General features: G+C 66.1%; 25 protein-coding genes and 1 pseudogene. 15 read left to right on the top strand and 11 right to left on the bottom strand.

The window, feature by feature from the left end; all coding sequences use genetic code 11:
- Positions 1–428: 428 nt before the first annotated feature.
- Positions 429–1,058 carry a MarC family protein gene (locus ACHMW8_RS17770; protein WP_395443277.1) on the bottom strand — a complete coding sequence of 210 codons (630 nt, stop codon included), beginning with the start codon at positions 1,056–1,058 and terminating at the stop codon, positions 429–431.
- A gap of 232 nt (positions 1,059–1,290) precedes the next feature.
- Between ACHMW8_RS17770 and ACHMW8_RS17765 the strand changes: the two genes are divergently transcribed.
- From ACHMW8_RS17765 to ACHMW8_RS17740, 6 genes are all read left to right on the top strand, one after another.
- Positions 1,291–1,767: an Hsp20 family protein gene (locus ACHMW8_RS17765; RefSeq protein ID WP_395443276.1), complete on the top strand. Its 477-nt coding sequence runs from the start codon at positions 1,291–1,293 to the stop codon at positions 1,765–1,767.
- 39 nt (positions 1,768–1,806) lie between these two features.
- Positions 1,807–2,310 carry an Hsp20/alpha crystallin family protein gene (locus tag ACHMW8_RS17760; RefSeq protein WP_395443275.1) on the top strand — a complete coding sequence of 168 codons (504 nt, stop codon included), beginning with the start codon at positions 1,807–1,809 and terminating at the stop codon, positions 2,308–2,310.
- Between the two features lie 78 nt (positions 2,311–2,388).
- The gene (locus ACHMW8_RS17755) at positions 2,389–3,609 is read left to right on the top strand and encodes a S1C family serine protease (protein ID WP_395443274.1); all 1,221 of its coding nucleotides are present in this window, start codon (positions 2,389–2,391) and stop codon (positions 3,607–3,609) included.
- Positions 3,515–3,850: a PDZ domain-containing protein gene (locus ACHMW8_RS17750; protein WP_395446007.1), complete on the top strand. Its 336-nt coding sequence runs from the start codon at positions 3,515–3,517 to the stop codon at positions 3,848–3,850. The genes ACHMW8_RS17755 and ACHMW8_RS17750 overlap by 95 nt, the downstream gene beginning before the upstream one ends.
- Before the next feature lie 69 nt (positions 3,851–3,919).
- Positions 3,920–6,022: a gamma-glutamyl-gamma-aminobutyrate hydrolase family protein gene (locus ACHMW8_RS17745; RefSeq protein ID WP_395443273.1), complete on the top strand. Its 2,103-nt coding sequence runs from the start codon at positions 3,920–3,922 to the stop codon at positions 6,020–6,022.
- On the top strand, positions 6,019–6,543 hold the full coding sequence (locus ACHMW8_RS17740) for a DedA family protein (protein WP_395443272.1): 525 nt from the start codon (positions 6,019–6,021) through the stop codon (positions 6,541–6,543). Before ACHMW8_RS17745 ends, ACHMW8_RS17740 begins: the two co-directional genes overlap by 4 nt.
- 30 nt (positions 6,544–6,573) lie before the next feature.
- On the opposite strand, the gene ACHMW8_RS17735 is transcribed toward ACHMW8_RS17740, so the two are convergent.
- Entirely contained in the window at positions 6,574–7,068 is a 495-nt protein-coding gene (locus tag ACHMW8_RS17735) for an usg protein (RefSeq protein ID WP_395443271.1), read from the bottom strand.
- Between the two features lie 103 nt (positions 7,069–7,171).
- Between ACHMW8_RS17735 and groES the strand changes: the two genes are divergently transcribed.
- The 6 genes and pseudogenes from groES (at position 7,172) to ACHMW8_RS17705 (ending at position 13,638) form a co-directional block, all read left to right on the top strand.
- Positions 7,172–7,486 carry a co-chaperone GroES gene (gene groES / locus ACHMW8_RS17730; RefSeq protein ID WP_395443270.1) on the top strand — a complete coding sequence of 105 codons (315 nt, stop codon included), beginning with the start codon at positions 7,172–7,174 and terminating at the stop codon, positions 7,484–7,486.
- A 50-nt stretch (positions 7,487–7,536) separates the two neighbouring features.
- Positions 7,537–9,155 (top strand): annotated as a pseudogene (groL, locus tag ACHMW8_RS17725) (chaperonin GroEL).
- A gap of 480 nt (positions 9,156–9,635) precedes the next feature.
- A complete protein-coding gene (locus ACHMW8_RS17720; RefSeq protein WP_395443269.1) occupies positions 9,636–10,148 on the top strand; it encodes an RNA polymerase sigma factor in 513 nt (170 codons plus the stop codon).
- Positions 10,149–10,162: 14 nt separating this feature from the next.
- A complete protein-coding gene (locus ACHMW8_RS17715) occupies positions 10,163–11,185 on the top strand; it encodes a FecR family protein (protein WP_395443268.1) in 1,023 nt (340 codons plus the stop codon).
- Positions 11,175–13,067, top strand: coding sequence for an NAD(P)-binding protein (locus tag ACHMW8_RS17710; RefSeq protein WP_395443267.1), 1,893 nt, complete (start codon positions 11,175–11,177; stop codon positions 13,065–13,067). Before ACHMW8_RS17715 ends, ACHMW8_RS17710 begins: the two co-directional genes overlap by 11 nt.
- Positions 13,068–13,164: 97 nt before the next feature.
- Positions 13,165–13,638 (top strand): Rid family hydrolase, encoded by a 474-nt coding sequence (locus ACHMW8_RS17705; RefSeq protein WP_395443266.1) that lies wholly within the window; start codon positions 13,165–13,167, stop codon positions 13,636–13,638.
- Positions 13,639–13,826: 188 nt separating this feature from the next.
- Here the strand turns inward: ACHMW8_RS17705 and ACHMW8_RS17700 are convergent, their stop codons facing one another.
- The 6 genes from ACHMW8_RS17700 to ACHMW8_RS17675 form a co-directional block, all read right to left on the bottom strand.
- Positions 13,827–14,411 (bottom strand): hypothetical protein, encoded by a 585-nt coding sequence (locus tag ACHMW8_RS17700; protein WP_395443265.1) that lies wholly within the window; start codon positions 14,409–14,411, stop codon positions 13,827–13,829.
- Positions 14,338–17,034: a TonB-dependent receptor plug domain-containing protein gene (locus ACHMW8_RS17695; protein WP_395443264.1), complete on the bottom strand. Its 2,697-nt coding sequence runs from the start codon at positions 17,032–17,034 to the stop codon at positions 14,338–14,340. Before ACHMW8_RS17695 ends, ACHMW8_RS17700 begins: the two co-directional genes overlap by 74 nt.
- Positions 17,035–17,315: 281 nt before the next feature.
- Positions 17,316–17,495: a hypothetical protein gene (locus ACHMW8_RS17690; RefSeq protein WP_395443263.1), complete on the bottom strand. Its 180-nt coding sequence runs from the start codon at positions 17,493–17,495 to the stop codon at positions 17,316–17,318.
- A gap of 80 nt (positions 17,496–17,575) precedes the next feature.
- The gene (locus tag ACHMW8_RS17685) at positions 17,576–18,022 is read right to left on the bottom strand and encodes an NADPH-dependent F420 reductase (protein WP_395443262.1); all 447 of its coding nucleotides are present in this window, start codon (positions 18,020–18,022) and stop codon (positions 17,576–17,578) included.
- A 168-nt stretch (positions 18,023–18,190) separates the two neighbouring features.
- Positions 18,191–20,023 (bottom strand): SEC-C metal-binding domain-containing protein, encoded by a 1,833-nt coding sequence (locus ACHMW8_RS17680; RefSeq protein WP_395443261.1) that lies wholly within the window; start codon positions 20,021–20,023, stop codon positions 18,191–18,193.
- Complete coding sequence (locus tag ACHMW8_RS17675) at positions 20,007–20,396, bottom strand: hypothetical protein (protein ID WP_395443260.1); 390 nt, start codon at positions 20,394–20,396, stop codon at positions 20,007–20,009. The genes ACHMW8_RS17680 and ACHMW8_RS17675 overlap by 17 nt, the downstream gene beginning before the upstream one ends.
- Positions 20,397–20,721: 325 nt before the next feature.
- On the opposite strand from ACHMW8_RS17675, the gene ACHMW8_RS17670 reads away from it, so the two are divergent.
- Complete coding sequence (locus tag ACHMW8_RS17670) at positions 20,722–21,051, top strand: hypothetical protein (RefSeq protein WP_395443259.1); 330 nt, start codon at positions 20,722–20,724, stop codon at positions 21,049–21,051.
- 181 nt (positions 21,052–21,232) lie between these two features.
- Here ACHMW8_RS17670 and ACHMW8_RS17665 read toward each other — a convergent pair whose 3' ends face one another.
- On the bottom strand, positions 21,233–21,640 hold the full coding sequence (locus tag ACHMW8_RS17665; RefSeq protein ID WP_395443258.1) for a hypothetical protein: 408 nt from the start codon (positions 21,638–21,640) through the stop codon (positions 21,233–21,235).
- Positions 21,637–22,140: a hypothetical protein gene (locus ACHMW8_RS17660; protein ID WP_395443257.1), complete on the bottom strand. Its 504-nt coding sequence runs from the start codon at positions 22,138–22,140 to the stop codon at positions 21,637–21,639. The genes ACHMW8_RS17665 and ACHMW8_RS17660 overlap by 4 nt, the downstream gene beginning before the upstream one ends.
- A gap of 99 nt (positions 22,141–22,239) precedes the next feature.
- Between ACHMW8_RS17660 and ACHMW8_RS17655 the strand changes: the two genes are divergently transcribed.
- The gene (locus ACHMW8_RS17655; protein WP_395443256.1) at positions 22,240–23,298 is read left to right on the top strand and encodes a helix-turn-helix domain-containing protein; all 1,059 of its coding nucleotides are present in this window, start codon (positions 22,240–22,242) and stop codon (positions 23,296–23,298) included.
- Here the strand turns inward: ACHMW8_RS17655 and ACHMW8_RS17650 are convergent.
- Positions 23,289–24,119: an abortive infection family protein gene (locus ACHMW8_RS17650; protein WP_395443255.1), complete on the bottom strand. Its 831-nt coding sequence runs from the start codon at positions 24,117–24,119 to the stop codon at positions 23,289–23,291. The two genes, ACHMW8_RS17655 and ACHMW8_RS17650, sit on opposite strands and share 10 nt — an antisense overlap.
- Positions 24,120–24,246: 127 nt before the next feature.
- On the opposite strand from ACHMW8_RS17650, the gene ACHMW8_RS17645 reads away from it, so the two are divergent.
- A complete protein-coding gene (locus ACHMW8_RS17645; RefSeq protein WP_395443254.1) occupies positions 24,247–24,621 on the top strand; it encodes a hypothetical protein in 375 nt (124 codons plus the stop codon).
- The last annotated feature ends 241 nt before the right edge of the window (positions 24,622–24,862 follow it).

The following is a 24,862-nucleotide window of genomic DNA, read 5'->3' as shown; positions in this document are numbered from 1 at the left end:
ATCGCGTCCGACGCTACACTGGCCTCATGACGCGGCGGCGGCCGACGCGTCTCCGCTGCACAGTTCTGGAAGAATTTCTCGGCCAAGGCCATCGACATGGCCATGGCCGAGTTGGAAGCCCGCGCTCGCGGCGCGACCGCCTCATTGTGGATCCGGACACTGGCCGACACGCGGCGGTGTTCGGCCGGCGTGTGGGCGAGCGCATCGTGCTGCGGACGGACAGCTCTCAGGCCTTCGCCCGCGAACTGGAGCGGCACCTCGGTGTGGACAGCCGACCTGTCCTTCGCCGCTTTCGCGCCGAGGCCCATGCCGCATGGGCAGCGGCAACCGCCTAAGGCTCCTAGTATTGGCTGTTCACTGCCCTCGGCCGTTAACATGACAAGCCTAGATGGCTTAAACGCGCGTCCAAGCTAACAGCCTCCCGACGATCAGCCCAAAAGGCGCGCCTGCCGCAGACCGTCAAAGATGAATTGCACGGCCAGACCCGCCAGCAAGACACCGGATATGCGCCCGACCACGTCCGCGCCGGTTTCCCCAAGGCGCCGCACCAAAAGCTCGGACGCCCGCATGGCCACGTAGGTTATGCCAAGGCAGACGCCCAGCATCAGCAGAATGGCGGCGCTGTCGAGCACGCCTTCGGATCGCCCCGCCAGCAGAACCACAGCCGATAGGCTTCCCGGCCCCGCGATCAGGGGAAAGGCCAGCGGAAAGACGGCGATGTCGCCGGGCTTGCGGGCTTCGCGGCGCTCGTCCTCGCTGATCGACGACAGTCCGGCGTTGGCGAAGGTGAGACTGAGCGCCTGCAGGAAGAGAAGGACGCCGCCGGCCACGCGGAAGGCCGCCAGGCTGATGTGTAGCAGCGACAGCAGCGCGCGGCCGCATACGGCGAAAAGCAGGAGAACCGCCCCGGCGATCAACACCGCCCGCATCGCCAAGACGCGACGGTCGGGCCGGTGCACGCCTGACGTCAAGCCCGCGAAAATCACGGCCGCCTCGATCGGCCCAATCGTAACGAACAAGGTCACGAACGCCGAAATCCAGTTCGCCGTCAGCAACACGCAAGCCTCTCCTTTCCGAAGTGCTGTTGGCGATGCTTCGGGCCGCGGAGCCTCGCCAGACGGTTATCGGACGGCGATTTGGGAGAGCATGAAAATTTCGCAAGAGCGCTCTTGACGGTCTTTTTCCGCGCTCTACCTCATCGGGCGTCGAGCGCCGGAAGGGCTCGGCACGGGCGGCTCGAGGGCTTCCCCGACGCCGCCCGATCCAACTTGCTCAATCGAGGAGATGGACATGAGAACGGCAATTGACCTTTCGCCGCTTTACCGGTCGATCATCGGCTTCGACCGACTGGCGAGCCAGATCGATAGCGCCATGCAGGGCGACGAGGATCGCGCCTATCCGCCCTACGATATCGAAAAGACGGGCGAGGACGCCTATCGCATCACGCTCGCCGTCGCCGGCTTCAAGCCGAGCGACCTGGAGATCACGACCCAGCCGAACCTGCTGGTCGTCAAGGGCGGGCGCGCCGAAGGCGAGCAAGCCGAAGGGGCCTATCTGCATCGCGGCATCGCGCGCCGAGGCTTCGAGCGTCGCTTCGAGCTGGCCGACTATGTCGTGGTCAAGTCGGCCGAGCACGCCGACGGCCTGCTGTCGATCGACCTGGCGCGCGAGGTCCCCGAGGCCCTCAAGCCGCGGCGCATCGAGGTCCAGACGCGATCCGGCGAGCCGCGGCTGGTCGACCAGAAGGCGAAGGCCCGCGCGGCCTGATCGATTTCCCAACCCAAGCACGTCGAAAGGAGGATTGAAATGAACGTGCGTGATCTCGTCCCGTGGAACCGCAACAACGACGGCGCCCGCAGCGACCCCCTGCGCGAGCCCGTATCGCCCGTCTTCACGCTGCAGCGGGAGATGAACCGGCTGTTCGACGATATCTTCCGCGACTTCGAGGTGCCGCTTTGGAGCGGCGCGCGCGGTAGCTGGCCGCAGATCGAGGTCGAGGAGACCGAGACCGGATACCGCGTGACGGCGGAGCTGCCGGGCCTCGAGGACAAGGACGTCGAGGTGCTGGTGCAGGACGGGGTCCTGACGCTGAGGGGCGAAAAGCGCGCCGAACGGCAGGATCGCGGCCGCGGCTTCAGCGAGCGGGTCTATGGACGCTTCGAACGGCGCCTGGCGCTTGACGGCGTTGACGAGGACCAGGTCAAGGCCAGCTTCCGCAATGGCCTTCTGACCATCACCGCGGCCAAGACCGCGCAGAGCCGCACCAGCGTGAAGAAGATCCCCATCAACCAGAAGGCCATCAGCCACTAAGGCCCGGACGGCCCCGCTCCCAGCGGGCGGGGCCATGCCGTTCGCCGACGGCGGTTGTTCAGAAATTCGCGCTCCACCATGCCAAAATCCATCAAGATGAAGGCCCTGGCCGCGACGGCCGCGGCCACGCTTCTCGGCGCGGCGACGCTCGCCGTCCCCGATCAGGCCACGGGCGTCACGGCCGCGGCGGCCGAACGCGTCGCGCCCGCCAGCGGCCCGGCCAGCTTCGCCGACATCATAGCCCGCGTCGCGCCCGCCGTGGTGTCGATCGACGTCACGCGGCCGGTCAGCGCCCAGCCAAACCTGACGCAGCTCTTTCCCGGCCTACCCTTCGGTTTCCGTTTCGGCCCGCCCGACGATGACGATTCGTCCAGGCTTCCCGACGCGAGGATCTCCGGCTCGGGATTCCTCATCTCCGCCGACGGCTATGTCGTGACCAACAATCATGTCGTCGAGAACGCCGCCAAGGTCACGGTGCGCCTGAGCGACGGGCGCGAGCTGGCCGCGCGCATCGTCGGCCGCGATCCGCTGACCGATCTCGCGGTGCTCAAGGTCGCGGGGACGGGCTTTTCGTACGTGACGTTCGAGACGGCGGCGCGCCCGCGGGTCGGCGACTGGGTCATCGCCATGGGCAATCCGTTCGGCCTTGGCGGCACGGCGACCACCGGCATCATCTCGGCCTATGGGCGCGATCTCGGCGAGGCCTATGTCGATTACCTGCAGATCGACGCGCCGATCAATCGCGGCAATTCGGGCGGACCGGCCTTCGACGTCTATGGCCGCGTCATCGGGGTCAACACGGCGATCTATTCCCCCTCGGGCGGATCGGTCGGCATCGGCTTCGCCATTCCCGCCGACGTCGCCGACCGGGTCACCCGGCAACTGATCGCCGGCGGATCGGTGACGCGCGGCTATATCGGCGCGACGGTGCAGAACATCACGCCCGACATCGCCGACAGCCTCGGCGCGCGCGGCCGCGCCGGGGCCCTCGTCGCGGACGTGACGCCGGGCGGCCCCGCCGACCGGGCGGGCCTGAAAGCCGGTGACGCCCTGCTGGCTCTGAACGGCCAGGCCCTGACCTCGTCGGCGGATCTGACGCGCCGCGTCGGCCAGGCCAGGCCGGGCGAGCGCCTGCGGTTGGAGCTTCTGCGCGAGGGACGCACGCTGCATCTGGACGTCGTCGCCGGCGAGCGGCCCAGCGAAGCTGGCGCGGGTCCGGCCGGCGCGGCCGGCGGCGACGGAACCATTCTGGGGCCTCTCCCTCGTTCCGCTCGACGCCGCCGCGCGCCGGGGCGTTGATGGCCCCGCTGCCGGCGTGCTGATCGACAGGGTCGCCGCCTCGAGCGATGCGGCCGACAAGGGCCTGCGGCGCGGCGATGTGATCACGCGCGTCAACGCCAGGGCGGTGAGCGCCGTCGCCGACGTCCGCGCCGAGGTCGAAGCGGCCAAGAAGCTAGGCCGCGGCTCGGTGCTGCTGAGGATCTGGCGCGACGGTCGGAGCCTGTTCGTTCCGCTTGACCTCGACCGATCCGGCGATTGACGTCGAGCGAGCGTCGAGCGCGCCGGGAACACCACCGTGGCGGTCGCTCCACGCGAGGGGAGAGAGAGCATGACGGCGCTCGATGATCGGATCCGAACGGCCCGGCCCGCCGGGCGGGTGATCCTCACCTACGGCCGCAGCCTGATGGCCCTGGTGATCGCCCGCTCGCTCGCCCAGCGCGGTGTCGAAGTGATCGGCTGCGACGACGTCGATCTGACGGTGCTATCGTTCTCCAAGCACGTGCGGGAGACCTTCACCGTCGCGCCCTGGAAGACCGAGCCCGAGCGCTTCCTGGACGACTTGGAAGCCGCCGTGCTGGATTATGCGCCGGGCGACGGACGGCCCTATGTGCTGATGCCGGTGTTCGGCGAGGCCGAACTGATTGCGCGCCACCGCGCCCGGTTCGAACCGACGATCAAGATCGCCGCCCCCAGTTGGCGGAGCATCGACAAGGTGCACCCCAAGGACCACCTGGTCAGGACGGCCGCGGCCGCCGACCTTCCGGCGCCCAGGACCTGGATCGTTCCCGAGCCGCGTACGCTGCGGGCGCTCGCGCCGGGCCTGACCTACCCGCTGATCGTCAAGCCCAGCAGCGGCGTCGGCGGACGGGGCGTCAGCCTGGTCCAGACGCCACAGGAGGCGATCGAACGGGTCGAGACCCTGGGCTATCGCGCCAGGCCCCTGCTGCAGGAATGCGTTCCTGGACGGGACTATTGCGTCGCCGTCCTGGCCAAGAACGGCCAGTTGGCGGCGTTCATGGCCTATCGCAACCTGACTACCTTCCCGCGCAAGGCCGGCGCCGGCGCCCTGCGCGAGACCGTCGACGCCGAGCCGTTCCGCGCGGCCGTCCAGAAGGTGCTCGAGGCCACGCATTGGAACGGGCTGGCCGAGCTGGATTTCCGCTGGACTGGCGACCCCGCCGACGAGCCCAAGCTGATCGAGGTCAATGCGCGGTTCTGGGCCGGCATCTTCCACTCGATCCAGACCGCCGTGGATTTTCCCTGGCTGCTCTACCTGCAGACCATCGGCGCGCCGCTCGATCCCGTCGGCCAGCCGAACATCGGCGGCCGCACCAAGGTTCCCGGCGTCTGGCTGCTGGCGGCCATCGAGGAGGTCGCCGCCTCCGCCCCGCGCCTCGGCGCCGCCGACGAGGCCTGGACAGCGATCCGCGCGCGTCTTGGCGCGCGCCGCCTGGCCGGCCTGCGCGAGCAGTTGGCGCAAGCCACCGGGGTGCTCTCGCTGGGCGAGATCCTCGCCCATCTTCGGACGGCCCTCTCGCAGGGACGCGACGCGCCGAGCGAACTGTCCGACGACGATGATCCGCTGATCGGTCTGGGGGCGCTGTTCGTCCTCAGTTCGCTGGTCAAGCACGGCCGCTTGCCCGAGGAGCTGACCTATGAGGCCGGCGAGGACCTCCTGACGCGTCGCAGACCCGTCCGGCGCTCGCGGCGGCCGGTGATCGGCGTGACCATGCCCGAGCATGGCGATCGATTGTCGTGGCTGGCCTTGAAGACGGCCATCTGGCTGGCGGGCGGAACGGCCGTCCGATTGACCGCCCGCGCGCCGCGCGACCCCCGCACGATCGACGGCCTGGTGCTGGGCGGCGGCTCGGATGTCTATCCCCTGGCTTTCGAGGGCCGCCCCAAGCCGGGTTATCGTTACGACCTCGCCCGCGGCGACATGGAGGCGTCCTGGGCCCTGGCGGCGCGCCGCCATGACCTGCCGGTGCTGGGCGTGTGCCGCGGCGCCCAGATGCTGAACGTCCTGGCCGGCGGCTCCCTGCACATGGACCTGGCGGCGTTCGAGGGCGCCAAGCTCGCGCCGTCACGCTGGGACCACCTGACGGCGCGCAAGCGGGTTCGGTTGCGCGGCGGGTCCCGCCTGGCCGGCATTCTCGGCCCGGCCCCCTTGAGGGTCAACGCCATCCATCAGCAGGCCATCGACCGACTGGGGGTGGGCCTCACGGTGGCGGCGCGCGAAGCCAACGGCTTGATCCAGGCCATCGAGGATCGCTCGCGCCGGTTCTGGGTCGGCGTGCAGTATCATCCCGAGTTCATGCTCTATCGGACGCGCCATCGGCGGCTGTTCAAGGCGCTGGTCCAGGCCGCCCGGGTCCGGCGAACCGAAAGGACGGCGGCGACGGGCCGCTCCGCCGCCGACGGCGCAGGATGACCTCGGACCTGCTGGACCGCGGACTGGCCATGGCTCAAGCCGGCAGCCCATGGATCGGGCCGGCCTTGGGCGGGGCCGCTTTCGCCGAGGCCGTGGTCGTCGTCGGGCTCTTCGTGCCCGTCACGCCGTTTCTGATCCTGGCGGGCGCGGCGATGGGCGCCGGGGCCCTGGATCACGGAACGGCGGCCTGGGTGTCGGCGGGCGCGTTCCTCGGCAACGCCCTCTCCTATCAGCTGGGCCGCGGCCTTCGAGCTCGCGGCGCGCCGCCGGTGCGGCTTCCAGCCCGGGCCCGCGTCGCGGCCGAGCGCCTTTTCGCGCGCCATGGCGCGGCGGCGATCGTCATCGCCCGGTTCCTGGGCCCGCCCGCGACCGTCGCGCCGTTCCTGGCCGGATGGTCGGGCCTGCCGCGCGGGCGGTTCATGATCGCCAGCCTCCTGGCCAGCCTGGCCTGGCCGCCGCTGATGATCGGGGCCGGAGCGCTGGTCGCCCAGGCGCTGTCGTTTGGCCTCGCGAGCCGATGACGGGCCTCCGAGGCGACCGCAGCCACGCCCTTAGTGAAGCGAGATGACGCCGTTCACGGCCCGCCACTCCGTGGGTCCGATCAGGCGCTCATGGGCGACCTGAACGGAGTGAAGCGCCGCCTCGATCTCGCGCCGCCAGTGATCGAGGAAGCCTTGCAACACCGGAAACCGTGGGGCGAGGTCGTACTCCTGCCAGACATAGAGCTGAAGGAGCGCCGGATGGTCGAGGCGGTAGTAATGAATCTCGGCCGTGGTCAGGCCGTAGCCGTCCAGCTGCTTGAGAAATTCGCGGTCCATGAGCGGCGCCTCAAGCTTGGAGTTCCGGGGCGCGACCGGGCGCGGCGGGGGGGTCTGGGAAACGGGCGTGGGACACGACGGCCTCCTATTCTTGGCTCCTTCTTGCGCAACGGCGCTGGCCGTTCGCAGCTCCAAGGATGTCGCGGCGATCATGACTTCGTCAAGGGTCGACGACAGGAAGAGCCGGGCAACTTCAATGCGTTGCACGCGCAGCAGAATTTTTTGCACGGCGCCTCTTGAAGCTGCTTGGACCGCGCCTAGCTTGGCGTTTGTCCGCCGGTCAATGTCCCGGTGGACCCGTCACATCAAGTTCTGCATCTGGAGGTTATGCATGCATTTCCGCCCCTTGCACGACCGTGTGGTCGTCCGTCGCATCGAAGCCGAGGAGAAGACCTCGGGCGGCATCATCATCCCCGACACCGCCAAGGAAAAGCCTCAGCAGGGCGAGGTGGTCGCCGTCGGTCCCGGCGCCCGCGACGACGCCGGCAAGCTGGTCGAGCTGTCCCTCAAGCCCGGTGACCGGGTGCTGTTCGGCAAATGGTCTGGAACCGAGGTCAAGATCGACGGCGAGGACCTGCTGATCATGAAGGAAAGCGACATCCTGGGCGTGCTCGAGACCGAGGCGACGCTCAAGAAGGCCGCCTAATCCAAACCCAATTCCATCCACTGACAGCCCAACCGAGAGGAGTAGGAACCATGGCTGCCAAGGAAGTGAAGTTCTCGTCCGACGCGCGCGACCGCATGCTGCGCGGTGTCGACATCCTGGCCGACGCGGTGAAGGTCACCCTGGGCCCCAAAGGCCGCAACGTCGTCATCGACAAGAGCTTCGGCGCCCGCGCATCACCAAGGACGGCGTCAGCGTCGCCAAGGAAATCGAACTGAAGGACAAGTTCGAGAACATGGGCGCGCAGATGTTGCGCGAAGTGGCCTCCAAGACCAACGACCTGGCCGGCGACGGCACCACCACCGCCACGGTTCTGGCCCAGGCCATCGTCCGCGAGGGCTCCAAGGCCGTGGCCGCCGGCATGAACCCGATGGACCTCAAGCGCGGCATCGACCTGGGGGTTAGCGCCGTCGTGGCCGATCTCAAGAACCACGCGCGCAAGATCAGCGCCAACACCGAGATCGCCCAGGTCGGCACCATTTCGGCCAACGGCGACCAGGAGATCGGCCGCATCCTGGCCGAGGCCATGGAGAAGGTCGGCAACGAAGGGGTGATCACCGTCGAGGAAGCCAAGAGCCTGGCCACCGAGCTGGAGGTGGTCGAGGGCATGCAGTTCGACCGCGGCTACATCAGCCCCTATTTCGTGACCAACAACGACAAGCTTCGCGTCGAGCTGGACGACCCCTACATCCTGATCCACGAGAAAAAGCTGTCGAACCTGGCCGCGCTCGTGCCGCTGCTGGAGAAGGTGATCCAGTCGGGCCGGCCGCTGCTGATCATCGCCGAGGACGTTGAGGGCGAGGCCCTGGCCACCCTGGTCGTCAACAAGCTGCGCGGTGGCCTGAAGGTGGCGGCGGTCAAGGCTCCGGGCTTCGGCGATCGCCGCAAGGCCATGCTCGAGGACATCGCGGTGCTGACCGCCGGCAACGTGGTCTCCGAGGAGCTGGGGACCAAGCTGGAGAACATCACTGTCGAGATGCTCGGCCGCGCCAAGAAGGTGACCATCGACAAGGACAACACCACGATCATCGACGGGGCGGGCCAGCGCGGCGCGATCGACAGCCGCGCCGCCCAGATCCGCCGGCAGATCGAGGACACCACCTCCGACTACGACCGCGAGAAGCTGCAGGAGCGCCTGGCCAAGCTGGCGGGCGGCGTGGCCGTGGTGCGGGTCGGCGGGGCGACCGAGGTCGAGGTCAAGGAAAAGAAGGACCGGGTCGACGACGCCCTGCACGCGACGCGGGCGGCGGTCGAGGAGGGCATCCTGCCGGGCGGCGGCGTCGCCCTGCTCCGCGCCCTGAAGGCCCTGGACGCCGTCAAGCCGGCCAATGACGACCAGAAGGCCGGCGTCGACATCGTGCGCCGCGCCCTGCAGGCGCCGGCTCGCCAGATCGTCGCCAACGCGGGCGAGGACGCCTCCTACGTGGTCGGCAAGCTGCTGGAGAAGGCCGACTACAACTGGGGCTTCAACGCCGCGACCGGCGAATACCAGGACCTGGTCAAGGCGGGCGTCATCGATCCAGCCAAGGTGGTGCGCACGGCCCTCCAGGACGCCGCTTCGGTCGCCTCGCTGCTGATCACCACCGAGGCGCTGATCGCCGAGGCGCCGAAGGAGGAACGCGCCGCGCCGGTCCCGGCCATGGATTACTGACGTCTATTCAGCTCCGACGGAATGACTGGCGGGAGGGGCCTCGATACGCCCCTCCCCTTTTTGTAAGGTCGAACCGGAGCGCTCCCAGTCACAGTCGACAATCGCGCCGCCCGTCTTACGTGCTAACAGCAAGATAGCGCCATGAGCCGTCGTTGGCGCACCTCCAGAAACTGGACGCTCAGTCAATGTTGACGCGCCAGCCCGCTCTAAGGCTGGCGCCCTCTTGGTTGATCTGCTCGGAATTCTCGAACGCGTCGTCGATCCCGATACCAAGGCATTGGACCGTGTTTCCAATCTTCCTGTGTCCGAGCGTGACGCTAGCGCCTGATGAGCACGATCTTGTGCATGTGCCGCCTTGCCCCGCAGCATACAGCGCGATCCTTCAGCATATAACGCCGAACGCCCTGCAACGTCCCGCAGTCGCAGAAAGCCTTACGGTATTGGAGCCCCGCTGCGTCCTACGACCGGGAGGCTCTTTGCATGTCACTGTCGGTCATGAAATCACCGCTCGAGCAGGTCGTGATCGAGTACGCTGGCCCGCTCACGCGCTTCTTTCAACGGCGCATCCGCGCCGGCCAGGACGCCGACGATCTCGTCCAGGAAGTGTTCGGCCGGCTGGCCCGGCAGAACCTCTCAACAGTGGACAATCTCCAAGGCTACATCTTCCAGATCGCCGCCAATGTCCTGCGCGATCAGGCGCGGCGCGCCAGCACCCGCGACTTCATCGTCGCCCAGGTCGAAGGTTTCGACGCCGAGGATAAGGCAGGCTTCTCGCCCGAACGGGTGTTGCAAAGCCGAGAAGCCCTGCAAGCCCTGGTCTCAGCGCTCTACGAGCTGCCGCAAAACGTCCGGGACGTCTTCAGTCAGTACCACTTCGACGGCGTCTCCCAGGTGGAGATTGCCCGCAGCATGGGCATGTCGCTCAGTACCGTCGAGAAGCAGATGGCCAAGGCCAACGCCCACCTCCTTAAGCGCCTCCGGAAGGTCCTATGACGCGGACGCCGAGCATGGATGACATCGAAGCCGCCGCCGCGGCATGGGACGCGCGGCTACGCCGCGCTGATGCGGCCGATCGCGACCGGATCGCTTTCAGGGCCTGGCTGTTGGAGGCCGAAGAGCACCAGCGCGCCCATGAGCGCCTACAGGCCGCGCTCTTCGCGCTGCGAGCCCAGGCCGATCTGCCCGAACTCAGCGCCTTACGCGACGCCGCACGCCAAAGGACAAGGCGACACGGCCTGAGGCGACGCCTCGCCGCAGGCTGCGTCATCGCCGCGGGGCTTCTGATCACCGTCGGGGTTGGCCTCAACCTGGACCACGGCCCGGAGACCTTGGCCATGGTCCAGGGTGCGAAGATCTATAGCACCACGCTGAACGAACGGACCCAGATCGTCCTGGCGGACGGTTCGGCGGTGACGCTGGATTCGAACACCCGGCTGGCGGCGCGGCTGACGCGGTCGCGGCGGGACATCACCCTGATTTCAGGGCGCGCCCTGTTTCATGTCGCCAAGGACCGCCAACGCCCCTTCGTGGTGCGCGCGCGCGATCGCACAGTGACCGCGTTAGGCACCGTCTTCGATGTCGGCCTGTCGCAGCATGGCCTGCGCGTGACCCTACTGGAGGGGCGCGTCGCGGTGCGGTCCATCCGCGCGGACGCCTCCGCCCAGGAGCTGAAGCCACGCCAGGAACTGGTCGAGACCGACCCCGCCGCCCCCCCCGTCGTGCGGACCGTGGATCTGGAGAAGGCCACCAGCTGGGTAGACGGTCAGCTCTTCTTCGAGAACGACACCTTGGCCGAGGCCGCCGACGAGATGAATCGCTATTCGCGCTTGAAGATCGTCGTCGATCCGGCGGTCGCCAACCTGCGGATCAACGGCATGTTCCGGGCCGGCAACCAGACCGGCTTCGTCGGCGCCCTGCAGACGACCATGCCGGTCGACGCGCGGTCCGACGAGCGCGGCAAGCTTTTTGTCACAAGACGCCCGGGCGCAGCGCGGGACGCAGCCATCGTCGGAGATGCAAGTGAGCAGTAAACAGGAAGACAAGCGCCTGGGCATGTCGGCCCCGATCAGCCGGCGCGACGTCGTCAACGGCATCCTGGCCGGTAGCGGCGCGCTGCTGATGGGCGGCTGCGCCACCGGCGCGGACGCGGCCGAGGCGGCCGGCCCCCTCGTCGATGCGTTCACCGGGCGTGGCGGCGTGGGTGACTATGCGCTGTCGAACGGCAACACCCAGGCGGTGATCAACGCCGCGCACCGCGTGCGCGACATGACCTTCGACGAGTTGCCGACGGCCGAGGACAGCGAACAGGTCGACTTGGTGATCGTGGGGGGCGGTCCGGCCGGCCTTTTGACCGCTTTCGACTACGCCAATCTGACCGGCGGCAAGAAGACCAGCCTGATCCTGGAGAACCATCCGATCTTCGGCGGCGCATCCAAGCAGAACGACTTCCTGGTCAGTGGCGTTCGCCTGACCGGCCCGCAGGCGGCCAACGACTTTGGCGTACCGGCCAAGGGGTCCGGCGGGATCATGGACCGGGTCTTCGACGACCTGGACCTGCCGCGCGAATACGGCTTCGCCAGCTTCGATCCCAAGTTTAAGCCGCTGCGCTTCGCCTGGGACAACTACACCAACATGGACGGCTTCGGCGAACGCCTGGTCGACATCGGCTACCACTTCAACGCCACTGACGGGGCGACCTCGCCGCGCCTGGCGCGCAACATTTGGGATGACGATCTGGCCCGCACGCCGTTCTCGCCCGAGTTACGCCGCCAGCTTCTGGCCTGGCGCGCCAATGCCGGCGGAACCTCCGACCTGACGCCAGAGCAGCTCGATGGCATGAGCTATGCCCACTATCTCGAGGTGGTGAAGGGCTATGACCCGGCGGTGACGCGCGTGGCGCGCCCGCCCATCGCCCTGCTCAGCGGCCTTGGCATGGGCGCGGTGTCGGCGCTCGCCGCCAGCCGCTACGTCACCAACAACGCCCGTCAGACCATGTCCTTCCCGGGCGGCAACAGCGGCATGGTCCGCCCACTGATCAAGAAGATGTTCCCCGGGGCCATCGGCGGCGAGAACACCTTCGCCGACATCCTGAGCAAGCCGATCAATTTCGCCGCCTTCGACCGCCCCGGCCAGCCGACCCGGCTTCGGCTCGGGGCGACGGCGGTGCGTGTCGGCCACACCGGCAAGGCTGGTTCGGAGGATGGCGTGCTCGTCGTCTACGAAAAGGGCGGCCGTCTCCACCAGGTGCGCGCCAAGGCCGTGGTCATGGCCAGCGGCGGCTGGGTGAACCGCCGGGTGCTGGCCGACATGCCGACCGACATCGCCTCGGCCTACGGGGAATTCGTTCATGGCCCTGCCCTGGTCATCAACGTGGCCCTGACCAACTGGCGAGCGATGTACGACCTGGGCGTGACCGCCTTGCGCTGGTTCGACGACGCCAACATGCTAGGCTTCAGCGGCAACATCCGCGCGCCGATGCTGGTGGACGGGATGACGCCGCCGCTCGATCCGGACAAGCCCGCGCTCTTCACCATGTACATGGGCGTCTACTCGATCGACGGGACCGACGCGCGGGCCCAGACCGTCGCCAACCGCATCAGGCTCCTGGGAACGCCCTACGCCGAGTACGAGCGCATCGTCCGCCAGCAGCTGGCGACGATCCTGGCCGGAACTCGCTTCGATCCCGCCAAGGACATTGCCGGGATCGTCATCAACCGCTGGGGTCATGCGCGCGTCGTGCAGCCGCCGGGCTTCTTCCTGGGCCGCGACGGCAAGCCCAGCCCCCTGAAGGTGGTCGCCAAGGGCTATGGCCGGGTGATCATCGCCCACTCCGAGCTCAACGGCGCGCAGAACGCCCGCGGCGCCTTCGAACACGGCGCGCGCGCGGCAAGGGAAGCAGCGGCGCTGACGTGAGCCGCCAGGTCTTCCCGGCCGATTGATCCCTCTCCGCCGCGTGCCCCGCACGCGGCGGTTCCTTTTCGTCCCCCCGCCTATTTGGAGAGACCAGACCATGCGCATCGCCGTTTCCCTCGCCGCCCTCGCCCTGTTCGGCGCGGCGTCGTCCGCCCAGGCCCAGGAGGTCGTTCGCAACGGACGTCCTGGATCCATGCTGCTTGAGAGTGTTGAACTGGGCGCCGGCGCGAAGACGCTCATTCTTGGCGGTTACGCCGCCGCGCCGCTCGACCCTAACGACCGCGCCAAGGGCTATGGCGATACCAAGACCCAGACCATCAGCACCCTCAAGAAGATGCAGGCCGTGCTCGAGCGTCACGGCTACGGCATGGCCGACATGGTCAAGATGAACATCTTCTTGGTGGCGGATCCGGCGCTGGGAAAGGCCGACTACGCCGGCGTGAACGCGGGATTCAAAGAGTTCTTCCAGACCACGGCCAACCCCAACACCGTCGCCCGCACGGCCTTGGAGATCAAGGCGCTGCAGAGCCCGGACCTCTATGTCGAGATCGAGGGCTGGGCCGCGCGCTGAGCGCGTCTCTCCCCGGACCCAAAACGCGATCGCCGCCCGAAAGGGCGGCGATCTTGTTTCCGCCCGAGCGTGGCGGCCGGGCTTCGAGAGGGATGCGGCGTCTTCCCGCTCCAGCACCTCGAAGCAAACTCCACGCGTCCGTCCGCGGCGTCTTCATCGCGGACGGACACTCTTGGGTGGAGGCGCGGTCAGAAGCGGAAGCGGGCTCCGACGCGATAGGCCCGCCCCAGCAGGTCGTACTGACTTGTCGTGCCGAAGGCGTAGGCGACGCTGAACAGGCCCGGGATCGGATTGGGGTCGCGATCGAACAGGTTCTCCACGACACCGAAGACGGTCACGTTCCGCCCCGCGATCTTGAGATCGTAGTTCTGAGCCAGCTCCACATAGGCCGCCGCCCCGAAATGATTGATCTCGTCGGCTACGCCCTGAGCGTTGGTGGACGGGAAATTGCTGAGACGACCACTACCCAGGTAGCGCACGGAGACGGTCGTACGACTTGGGCCATAGGTGTAGGTGCCGGTCAACAGGCCGTTCCATTTCATCGTGCCGGGCAGGCCTAGCTGGTCCGTGAGCGTCCCGGCCAGGGCGGTCTCGTTCTTCAAGGTGTTCGACGCCAGAAGACGGAGGTCGACCGAGCCCTTCAGGCCATCGCTTAGGCTCGCGAGATCGGCCCGGTACGAGAGTTCGTAGTCGACGCCTTCAACCGCCTGCTTCTGCGCGTTGACGCCGCCGATATAGATAGTCGCCCCTTCGATGCCGCGGGCGCCGGGCACGCGAATGATGGACGCGCAGGACGCCGGATCCTGCTGCACGCCGGAGCCGTAGCACTGGTTGATCAACTGCTGCGCGCCGATGGCGACGATCGCGTTGCCGATCTCGATCTTGTACCAGTCGGCCGAGGCGCTGAAGCCAGGCAGCCAGCGGGGGGCGGTAGACCAGGCCCGCCGTCCAGGTCTTGGCCACTTCCGGCACCAGGTTCGGGTTGCCGCCGCTGATCGTGTAGGTCGAGACCGTCGGGCCTCCGGGCTGGCTGGCGTCCACGAAGGTGTTCTGGAACGCCGTGCCGGCGGCGAACAGATCGCTGAGGTTCGGGGCCCGGATGTCGCGCGAGCGCGTGGCGCGCAGACGCAAATCATCGTTCACCTCCCAGGTGAGGCCAGCCTTCCAGGTGGTGACCGCTCCGCTCGTCGAATAGTCGGTGCGGCGGATCGCGCCGTTGAAGTCCACGCTCTTGAAGAACGGCGTGTCCCGGATCAGGGGCACGAGCGTCTCGGCGAAGACCTCCTTGACGTTGTAGTCACCTCTTGAGGCGCTGAAATTACCGGTGAACCAGGCCGACTGCAGGGACAGCGGATCGGCGGTCGCCTTGAACTGTTCCTTGCGGTACTCGAAGCCGGCGGCGATGGAGACCGGCCCGGCCCAAGTCGAGAATGGCTCATACTGGGCGTCGACGGCCCAGACGTCCTGCTGGATGTCGAGGTCCTGGCGCGCCTGCAGGCCTTCCTTCACGCCCAGGACCCAGTTGATCGCCTCGATGCCGGGGGCGCCGATGCCGAAGATGTTCAACGGCACGCAGCCGTTGGTCGCGTTGCTCAGTTGCGAGCGACAGATCGGTTGCCCCGCCGCCACGCCAGCGACACCGCCCGCGATTGGATTGGCGATGACGTCGATGGCCTGGTTGTAGCGGGCGACGATCGGATTGTTGTCTCGCGTATACCAGACGTCGCTGTCGCCGCGCTGGTAGTAGGCGCTCCACTTCCCGGTCTCCAGAAAGCGGCCTTCCAGGGCGGCCAGGTAGCGGTTCTGACGTCGATGGTAGCCCGCCTCGCCGCCGTGACCACCCGGCGTCACCAGGTCGTAGTTCAGACGCCCCATGGTGAAGCCCGTCAGGTTGTTGGCGACCATCGCCTGCCTGACCGTCGTAGGAATGAACGGGTTGTCGATGCTGACATTGATGTTGGCCATCCGCGCGTATTGAGATGACCAGTTGGACGAGTCGGACCCGCCGCGGCTGATCTCGAGAACCGCGGTGATGCTGTCGGTGAGTTCGTAGCTGGCGCGGCCATAGGCGGCCCAATTCTTGACGGGCGGCAGCAACGGCCAGATGCGGGCGATATCTTCCACCGTGCCGCCGGCCTGATAGTCACCGCTTTGGATCGGCCCGAACGTGAATTGGCCCACCTGGGCGTTCTCGCCGAACATCACGCCGCGCAGCGGGCCGCTGGTGATCAGACCGCCGGGGGTGGCGCGGCCATAGCCGATGTCGTTGCGGACGATGCGACCCGGCTGGCCGTTGGTAGCGGTCCAGGCCGGGTTGGCGATCATCCGATAGCCGGGCTGATACCAGTCGCGGCTCATGACCGACTCGACGCCCTTGCCGTCGAAGTAGTTGGCGCTGAGCAGCACGTGGCCGCGGCCGCTGGCGAACTTGGCACCGAAGGCCAGGTCGGCGGTGTAGGTCTCGCTGTCGCCCTGCTCGGTGACGCCGGCGCTGGCCGAACCCTTGAACCCGGTGAACTTGGTGTCGAGCACGAAGTTGACCACCCCGGCCACGGCGTCGGAGCCATAGGCCGCCGAGGCGCCGCCGGTGACGATGTCCACGCGCTGCAAGAGGTTGGTCGGCAGGAGGTTGATGTCGACGGCCGAGTTCAGACCGGCTGACACGACCCGGCGACCGTCCAGCAGCACCAAGGTGCGCGTCGGACCCAGGTTGCGGGCGTTCAAGAGGTTGGCCCCGCCGCCGGTGGTGCCGGCGCTCAGGGTCGTCGTGCGGGGCGAAGTCGGCTGCCCCATCTGCGGCAGCTGGTTGATGTAGTCGGCGACATTGGTCGGCGCGCGGCGATCCAGCGCCTCCTGGCCGAGCACGGTCGTGGGCGTGGGGGCCTGATAGCCGTCACGCACGATGCGCGAGCCGGTGACCATCACCTCCTCGACCACCTGCGGCGCGAGATTTTCGTCGATAGGCGCCTCGGTCGAGGATTGTGTGGTGGGCGCTGACTGACCGTAGCTGATCTTTTCGAGCAGGGACGTGTTGGCCCGGCCGGTCGACACCGGTGGCGGCCCGTCCGTCGAGGTCTCCTGCAGCCGGCCGAGCGTCAGAACCGAACCCCGGTCGGACCCGGGCCGCAGGCCAGTCCCCTTGAGCAGAGTCAGGAGCGCCGCGCGCGGCTCCAGACGCCCTTGCACGCCGGCGGTGCGACGGCCCGCAACCAGCGTGCTGGGCACCATCATTTCCTGGTTGGCCTGACGGGCGAAGGTGCTCAGCGCGACGCCTAGCTCGCCGGGCGCGATGTTGAACTCCCGTGCCTTTTCAGCCGCTACGCCCGGCGTCGCTAACAATGCAAACGCGAGCGCCGTCGCCGAACAACCGCCATAGTTTGAAAGCCTGCTACGCATCTTGCATCCCCGATAGCTGAGAGGCTCACGGCCTTTCCAACCCGGGGGACGCAACTCCGTCACAATCCCGCCAAAAAACTTTAACCTTGCCCGCCCTCGAGTGTTCGCCGCCCCAACCTCGCTCACGATGCAGGCACCCGCGCGTCGCTCGCGAGGCAGCGCCCCCACGTCTGAACCCAGCACCGAGAGGAAGGGCGTAGGCGCGCCTCCGGGAAGGCGACGTCAAGCGCCTTGCAGAGAGAAAGCCTGCATCGACCCGTGTCAGACGTTGGCGGCGCCGATCAGCGCCAGGAGCCTTCGGGCAACAGCTCGCCGCGAATAGCACGCGTGAGGGCTTGGCGCAGCGCCTCCGTGTCGAGAGGCAGGCAGTAGGCCGGCCTGGCGCGTTCGAACCTCCAGCTGTCGGCCAGGGCGCCGGCGTCGAAAGACCCGAAACCGAACTGATGAACCAGATCGGACACGATACGCTTCGCCTCGTTGTCATCGCCGGCAATAGGAAGGGCCCGCCGGGCTCCGGAGGCTAGCCGCGCTCCGGCGGCATTCAGGTCGCGGGCCAGGATCGCGTTGAAGGCCTTGACCAGTCGGCGTCAGGAAAACGCCTGGCGACGAGTTCGCTCGTCGTGATTTCGTTGTCGTCCAGTTCGCGGATCGCGCCGTCGCGCTCCGGATAGTAGTTGTTGGCGTCGACGACGATCTTGCCAGCCAGCCGTCCCTGTTCAAGTTCGAGTGCGCGAACGAAGGGAATTGCGACCAGGACGAGATCCCCGAATGCGGCGGCGTCATCGGCCGAGCCAGTCAGGGCGCCGGATTCCCGCGCGAACTGGTCCAGCGTCTTCGGGTCGCGAGAGTTGCTGACGAGCACCTCATGTCCGGCCTCGATGGCGAGACTTGCAAAAGCGCGTCCGATATTTCCCGCGCCGATCGTGGCGATACGCATTGCAACGCCGTCGGTTACTCGTGCGGTGTAAGTGGTGGCCGTCTGGACCAAGGTCAAGCGCAGAGGCATGCTGAGAACGCGCGGCCTGCACGCCACAGCCCACCCTCTCCAGCCGACCCGAAGGTCCCGCGTCGCCAGCTTGAACGCGCCATCTGCTGACGTTGGCTTGTCTCCAGGAACTGGACATTCAGCCCGCAGGATTGCAATTGCGTCGAGCCCTTAGGCGCAGCAGCGCTTGAATTTCTCACCAGAGCCGCAAGGACAAGGGTCATTGCGGCCGACTTTCACAACAACACGCTGGGTCGGCAGGAATTTAGGACCAGCGATATTGCTGGGCGGTCTAGGCACCACACGACGGCGCCCACTGGCGACCTCTTCGATCACCTGCGCCCGTTCTCGCAGCATCGCGATCTGTTCCGGGTCCCCAGCGTAGTCAATCAGAGCGGCGATCTCGCGGCGCGCTTCGGTCATGCGACCCGCGTAGGCAAGGGCGATGGCGTAGTGGCTGCGAACCGGAATGACCAAGTCAGTTAGCTGCGCCTCGCGCATCATCGGCAGCACATGCTGCTCCATGACGTCCACAGCGCCCTTTGCATCACCCATCCCATCCAGAAAATCATCCGCGAGTTCCTGCCCGGTCGAGACGGCCGAGCGCGCGGCTTGGCCCGCGCCGAAGAACTTCATTGCCGCGATGCGCCGCAAGCCTGGATACATGCCTAGACCCACCACGATGATGGACCATAAGCTTAAGCAGTCGCCGAGACGCTTGCAGTTCTCGTGGTCGATGGGCTGTTTCAAGAGAGCGAGGAATGCCGGTCCGTTCTTGCCGGTCGCCGCCTGCTCGCTCGTGCCGGCCACGGCATAATATTCAGTGATCAATCCTTCTAGGATCGTTTTGGCCTTGCCCGGCTGATGGCCCCGGTTGAGCGCGATGGCGTAGTTGTAGCGCAGAAGGCGAACGATATCGGCTTCCACCTTGAGCGCCGCGCCAGCTCGATAGGCCTTTCCGATCTCGGCGAGATTTCCCTCCGTTCCCCAGTAGGCCAATTCTTTGAAGACCAGCGCCATCTGTTCACGCGGGCCAAGACGCCCCTGAGCCACTAGCTCAGTCATAATATCGAGGCGCCGGCGATCGGGCTGGCCTCCGTCGCGGCTCTCCCAGTAGGCCAAAGAATCCTGGGCCCAGAAGCGGTCCTTCACGCCCTTTGAAGTATCGTCGGCGGCCGCTTCAATTTCACGTCTCAGAGCGCCGGGGTCGCCCTGCTCGTAAAACATCTCGTCGCCTGCCAAATCGACCAGGACATCTACCTGACCAATCCGCGGCAAGAGACGCATAAGAAATCCGAGCCGTACGACGTCGCGCTCGCGCTGCAGACTCACCCTCAGCAAGACAGCGAGCGCCTTCAGCAGCACATCACGCTCGTCTTCGTTCAACCCACCATGATCGATCGCCAGTACGCGCACCGCGTCGTGAAGCCCCAGGCGATCGCCTTGGAAACCGACAACAATCGAGCTGCGCCTAAGGCCGCGAATTGCCCTGCCTGCGTCGACCTCGCCGACGCCGGCCAACTTCAGCAAATCGAATGCCTCCTGCCTGCTCAGCGGTGTTTCAGAAAGGCCGAGAACAGCAGCGGTTTTCCGGCTCGTTGCGTCGAGCCCAACAAAGCTCGCGTCGAGAATAATTTCCTGGGCCGTGGCTGTATCGTTTGCGCGAGCCTCAATCGCCGCGCAAAACGCTTCAACATCGGCCTCGTAGGCGCGCGCTGTCAGAACTGCCGCGCTCCGAACGTAGAGCGGCAAACCCCCAGTGAGCCTGCGGACAACTTCCGCCTGTCGGATCGTGGCAGGTGCCTGTTCGGCGGCGAACTCCGCAGCGATGTCATCTAGCGCCCAGCCGCCAAGATGCTCGGCCTGAATCCCGAAAACTGCTTCAATCAAGGCAGCGCCGGACCAGGGTTGGCCGATGCAGAGAAAGCGGACGCCCGGCGCGGCTCGCACCAGGCTTTGAAGCGCTTCGGCGTCAACACGGTGCACGTTATCTAGTACGACCAAAACCGCGATGCCTTCGTCGACGAGTCTGCGGGCGCTCGCTCGTAGTACGTTCGAGGCCTGATGACTGGGCAAAGAGGCCAGCCGAGGCGCCGGCGCTGCGCCCTCCCAGGAACCTAGCAGCGATTTCACGTGCCAGATTGGCGGCCATGGAGCCGGAAGCCATATCCGTGACGTCAAAATAGACCAGAGACGCCGGACTATGCAGCGCCGCCTGCGAGGCCCATGCGGTTTTGCCCGCCCCTGAAAATCCTGTGACCAGCCGGAACGGCAGCTCTGAAGCCAGCGGCGGTTCATTCATCTGAGGCCGATAATGATCGGGTGGATCAGGAAAGTCCTGCAGTTGCGTCAGGAGCTGCTCCAGCAGCCCAGGCATGTCCTCGGCGAGAAACGTCCTGTTGCGGGCGCCCGTTCGAGGCGTGCTGGACCAGGGCGGCCAGTTTCCAGACCAAGGTCTCACTCGACAGACTGCCAAACGGAACTTCTCTGGCCTTCTCGACGCACCAGGCGAAGAGCGCATCCACATCAGGTCCAGCGGGCGGCATCCCTTCGGGTGGAGCACTCGGCGTGACGAGCGCGACGTCCTTGGGCCAATCTTTCCGCGAGCGAGCCTCCTGCAGTGCAGGTCCTAGGCTTGTGTTTGTGACTACCTGAAAGCGGGGCGAGCCGCTCCTCGCACCGCTGGTGTGCTCGGCTCTGATATGTCCAAAGCGCACGAGCGCGTCGGCGATGTCTGCTGGCTGAAGTGGTCGATTGCGCGTTTTCACCTGTGTGTAGATGCGCTCGTTTTTAGAAAGGACTTCGCTGTCCTCGTCGAGCTCAACGATCACCCGCGCTCCTGGCTGTCGGCCTACCGTAAGAAGGCAGGCGACGGCATAGAGGTGCTGGTAGAGAAAGCCGCCATGAACGGCTCCGATACGCGTGACCTGCGTGGGGTCCAGCGGCGCGCCCAGGAACGATCCACCAATATCCGGCCCTTCCTGCAATCGCCCGCCTCCAAGCAAAACTTCAGATCACCACTTTTACGCTAGTTGCCATCCGTAGCACCGCCATGGCGAGGAAGCCTGTATCCTGTATTTCGCAACGACGGCCGGCGCTCATTATAAACCAACTACCGGCCGCCGACTGGGCGAGCGCAGATGCTGTAAGCTACCAAGTCGTGACGTCGCGTGTTTCGGCCCACAGCCTTCAGCCGATGGACGCCAATCTTGATCAGCCTTCTGGCCACAACGGTGCCGGCGACCAATCCTCGCCGCCCTCGGAGAAGTCGATATACAGCTCGGCTGGGCTCCAGGTTGGCCGCGCCGAAAAGCGGAAGAACGCGCTGAGGTCGGAATGGCCGCCAAGCCCGATTGAGCGCGAAAACTGCGCTGCTAACATCACGACGACGGCGCTGACCGCCAAGAAGGCATTGCCGAGGCTGGCGCGTTCAAACTCGCGCTCGCGGTTGTGCTTGACGCCATTGTAGGCGTCGTACCACGTCAGCGACTGGGTCGGTGCCTCTGAACTCCAGGCGTCGAATGGTCTGACGGGCGCAAGCCAAGGTAAGCTGGGGAACGCCACTTCATAGGCGTCCAACTTCATCGGCCCGAGCAACCGAACATAATCGGCGGTGCTCATCTTCGCCTTATGCACCCGTTGGCGACCAGGACGCCGCGCCAATGCGTCTCGACCTCGGTGGCCGCCAGGATCAGCAGGTTTCGGATTTCATGCCCGTACACGTCCAGGGTTTCGGGTGCGGCGTGTACGGTCTGGCAAATGAGCTCCAATCGCCGCATCAGCGTCGTAGCTTGCACCTGCCCCATCGCCACGACCTGCGACTCCAGCGCCGCACTCGGGCTACAGAGCGACGCGTTGCTGACCATCGACAATGGACGCGCGATGCGCGGATAGTAGTGGCGCGCCCCCAGCTCAATCCGCTGGAAAGGCCCCATGCCACCCGCCCCCATCCATGGGGTCAAGTCGGCCAGGGTTTCCCAGATCGTCTTGCCAGGCGTCCGCTGGAACCAGCCTATACCTTCCAAGGCGTTGGAGAGATGGGGCTGGAGCGCCTTGTCTTCGTCGATCCGCCAGAGTTCGTCGGGATGACCAAAGCCCACGGTTCTTAGGTAGTAGGGCACGACCAGGTCTCCTTTTCGGCCCAGATATAGAAGACCATCCCGTCGCCGCCGACGGCGGGAATCGAACTAGACTGCTGATCGCGCAGGGAGGCAGCGATTTTGCTCGAGCCGACAGTCAACCTCATCGAGTCAAAGGGAATCGTCGAGGGTCGCGACTACGAATTCAAGCAGCAGGTAGACTTCACTGACGCCCGGCAGAAGTCCAACATCGTCGACGATGTGACGGCGTTCCTGAACGCCGAACGTCCGGGCCACATCCTTATCGGCGTGAAGGAGAAGGCCGGAGGCTTCGCCGGCTTCAGCCCGATCCTAGAAGACCCCGACCAGCTGGTGCGTCGCGTGATCAGCCTTCTGCAGGACAACATCGAGCCTCGTCCACTACAGCTCGATGTTCGCGCCCTGGCAGTGGATGGCGGCACCCTACTCCACATCGCCATCGGCGAGCATCGCATGGGTCCATATCAGAACCGGCTCAACGGCGCGTTCTATGTGCGCACGGGGGCCAAGAACACGCCCCTGCGACGCGACGAGCTTGCCGCCTATTTCGTCGATCGCGACCGCTACGACGATACGCTGCGCTCGCGCTTGGGACTTGAGGACGGCGGGCTGAATCAACGCGCGGTCATGTCCACGAAGGGCGCTGTGCTAGATATCGGCATACTGCCACGTGAGCATTTCGACCGAAGCCGCGCCCCGTTCGAGCAGACAGGGCATGTCCTGAAAGCCGCGCCCGGATACCATTTTGGAGGACGCCAGCCCTTCCGCGGTACCGATAGCGGTCATGAGGCGATCGAGCGGGACCTCTATGATGAAGGGATCTGCCGCGTCTTGGTCGCCGAAGACTGGTTCATCCATGCCCAGGTCGTTCATCCGATCGACCATGACTCCTCGGGGCGCGTGAAGATCCATGAGTTCAAGGATGAGCTCACCGCGTTCCTGGAAGATCTCGACCGTCTGGTCAGCGACGAGGGCCTCAAAGGCCCCTTCGGTGTCAGCCTCATGCTCCGGCGATTGCAGTCCGCCGAAAAGATCGCCTGGGTCTTCCAGCGCGCGGACGGCATTGCCCTGCCGCGCCCTGCATGGACTGAGCGTATCGCCGATCCAAAGACCATCGAGCTATTCCATCGTCGCCTGGTCAGCGTGTCCGCTTACGGCTGACGTCGGACAGGGGGCGGCTTTCGCTCCTCGTGCGTCTCGAACAGAAAGAGTGCCAACGTCGTCGCAGCGCCGACGGCCAAGCGCGCATGTCTCGGCGTGAGCCCGCGGGCGCGCCCGTCCTGTCCATGGCCCGAGCCGTAGAAGTTTCGCATCTCGGCGATCCCCGACACCGTCGCCGCCAGACTGCGGAGCGTCTTGCGGATAGCGTCGGCACCCTTGGCCTGTTGGGGCACGTCCTCAGGTATGAGCTTTAGCTGCTTGCTGACGGCCTTGACCAAGTCACCCACGTCGGGCGTGCCGGCCGGCTCGCCTAGGTCGGCTAGGATGGTCTTGCACGCCGTCTCCAAGAGCTCCTTGGCTGTACCGATCGCCAGCGCCGGATCGGTGTCGACGGCCTGGTGGATGCGGTTGATCTGGGTGTGCAGCTGATCGGCGGTGAGCCGTTCGGCAATGGTCGCGAGCGGCGCCAAGCCTCCGTGCGCCTTGGCCGGCAGTCGCCAACCGGCCGCCTCCATCACGATGCCGTCGCGCTCAAGGTGCGCGACAAGCTTGTCGGCCTCGGCCGGCGTCTCGGGGCGCGCCTTGGCGACGACTGTCCGAAACACTTCCAGCAGTCGCGCGGCGTCGCGCGGATCGGCGAAATCGATATTGGCGTAGAACTGCTCCACGAGCCCACGCCGCGCGCCACTGACCTCGGGGACATGATCCCGAGCGGCCGAGAAGCCCTCATTGTCGAACTCGGTGCTGATCTCGGCCAAGGTCCAGCCAACCAAGGCCTCCCGGAAAGCGCTGCGCGTTCGCCTGCTGATCAGATCGGGCACCACGGGCTCCCTGGCCATTTTGGCCGCCACCGATACTAGCGCGTCAGAGCGACTCGCCATGAGCGCGAACCGTCACCATATCACCCCCAAAGGCCGTGCTCGCAGCCGACAATGAAGGGGAATTTGAATGAAGCTCAAGATCGTCGATGTGAAGTCCAAGGGCGACTACGACAACGAATACGTGGTGCTGCGGGCCACCGCCGACTGCAATCTCAAGGACTACATGGTCTGCGATGAAACCTATGACGCCGCTGGCAAGAGCAATCTCAATCGCCACTCGTACTGGTTTCCAGATCACCTTGTAACGAAGGGCGACTACGTCACGGTGTGGACAAAGACAGGCAAAAACATCGTCGGACAAATGGAAAGCGGCGATCCGGCGCATCGCTTTTTCTGGAACCTGAAGGAAGCAGTCTGGAACGACAGCGGCGACGTCGCCCACCTCGTCGAAATCGCCGACGTCGCATCGAAGACTGTACCTGCGGTCAAGCCTAAGCCCTGATCGCAAGAGTGAGGCATATGGCGCGGGGCCTCCGGTCCGCGCCCATCCCTCTTTGGCGTCAGTATTCCGCGGCCAGTATCAGGGCCAGGACCTGTCTGGTGACGGCCTCGTTGGCCGTATCGGGAGAAACGTTGCGGAGGTCCAGGTGAAACCACAGACTGACCGGACAGTTCGGCGTCACCCTAAAGTGGGCGTGCGTTGAAGACTCGGAACATCCGGAGGTTGCCGCGCACAGAAAAAT

It is taken from the genome of Caulobacter sp. UC70_42, assembly GCF_044056025.1.
Taxonomy (GTDB): domain Bacteria; phylum Pseudomonadota; class Alphaproteobacteria; order Caulobacterales; family Caulobacteraceae; genus Caulobacter.
The sequence above is the reverse complement of the archived record's forward strand: the minus strand, read 5'-3'. Positions and strand labels throughout refer to the sequence as shown.

Excerpts from the sequence above, each read along its gene's own strand:
- ACHMW8_RS17765 (WP_395443276.1), top strand. The coding sequence starts at position 1,291 with ATGAGAACGGCAATTGACCTTTCGCCGCTTTACCGGTCGATCATCGGC.
- ACHMW8_RS17760 (WP_395443275.1), top strand. The coding sequence starts at position 1,807 with ATGAACGTGCGTGATCTCGTCCCGTGGAACCGCAACAACGACGGCGCC.
- ACHMW8_RS17755 (WP_395443274.1), top strand. The coding sequence starts at position 2,389 with ATGCCAAAATCCATCAAGATGAAGGCCCTGGCCGCGACGGCCGCGGCC.
- ACHMW8_RS17745 (WP_395443273.1), top strand. The coding sequence starts at position 3,920 with ATGACGGCGCTCGATGATCGGATCCGAACGGCCCGGCCCGCCGGGCGG.
- ACHMW8_RS17740 (WP_395443272.1), top strand. The coding sequence starts at position 6,019 with ATGACCTCGGACCTGCTGGACCGCGGACTGGCCATGGCTCAAGCCGGC.
- groES (WP_395443270.1), top strand. The coding sequence starts at position 7,172 with ATGCATTTCCGCCCCTTGCACGACCGTGTGGTCGTCCGTCGCATCGAA.
- ACHMW8_RS17720 (WP_395443269.1), top strand. The coding sequence starts at position 9,636 with ATGTCACTGTCGGTCATGAAATCACCGCTCGAGCAGGTCGTGATCGAG.
- ACHMW8_RS17715 (WP_395443268.1), top strand. The coding sequence starts at position 10,163 with ATGGATGACATCGAAGCCGCCGCCGCGGCATGGGACGCGCGGCTACGC.
- ACHMW8_RS17705 (WP_395443266.1), top strand. The coding sequence starts at position 13,165 with ATGCGCATCGCCGTTTCCCTCGCCGCCCTCGCCCTGTTCGGCGCGGCG.
- ACHMW8_RS17695 (WP_395443264.1), bottom strand. The coding sequence starts at position 17,034 with ATGCGTAGCAGGCTTTCAAACTATGGCGGTTGTTCGGCGACGGCGCTC.
- ACHMW8_RS17675 (WP_395443260.1), bottom strand. The coding sequence starts at position 20,396 with ATGCCTGGGCTGCTGGAGCAGCTCCTGACGCAACTGCAGGACTTTCCT.
- ACHMW8_RS17670 (WP_395443259.1), top strand. The coding sequence starts at position 20,722 with ATGTCCAAAGCGCACGAGCGCGTCGGCGATGTCTGCTGGCTGAAGTGG.
- ACHMW8_RS17665 (WP_395443258.1), bottom strand. The coding sequence starts at position 21,640 with ATGAGCACCGCCGATTATGTTCGGTTGCTCGGGCCGATGAAGTTGGAC.
- ACHMW8_RS17645 (WP_395443254.1), top strand. The coding sequence starts at position 24,247 with ATGAAGCTCAAGATCGTCGATGTGAAGTCCAAGGGCGACTACGACAAC.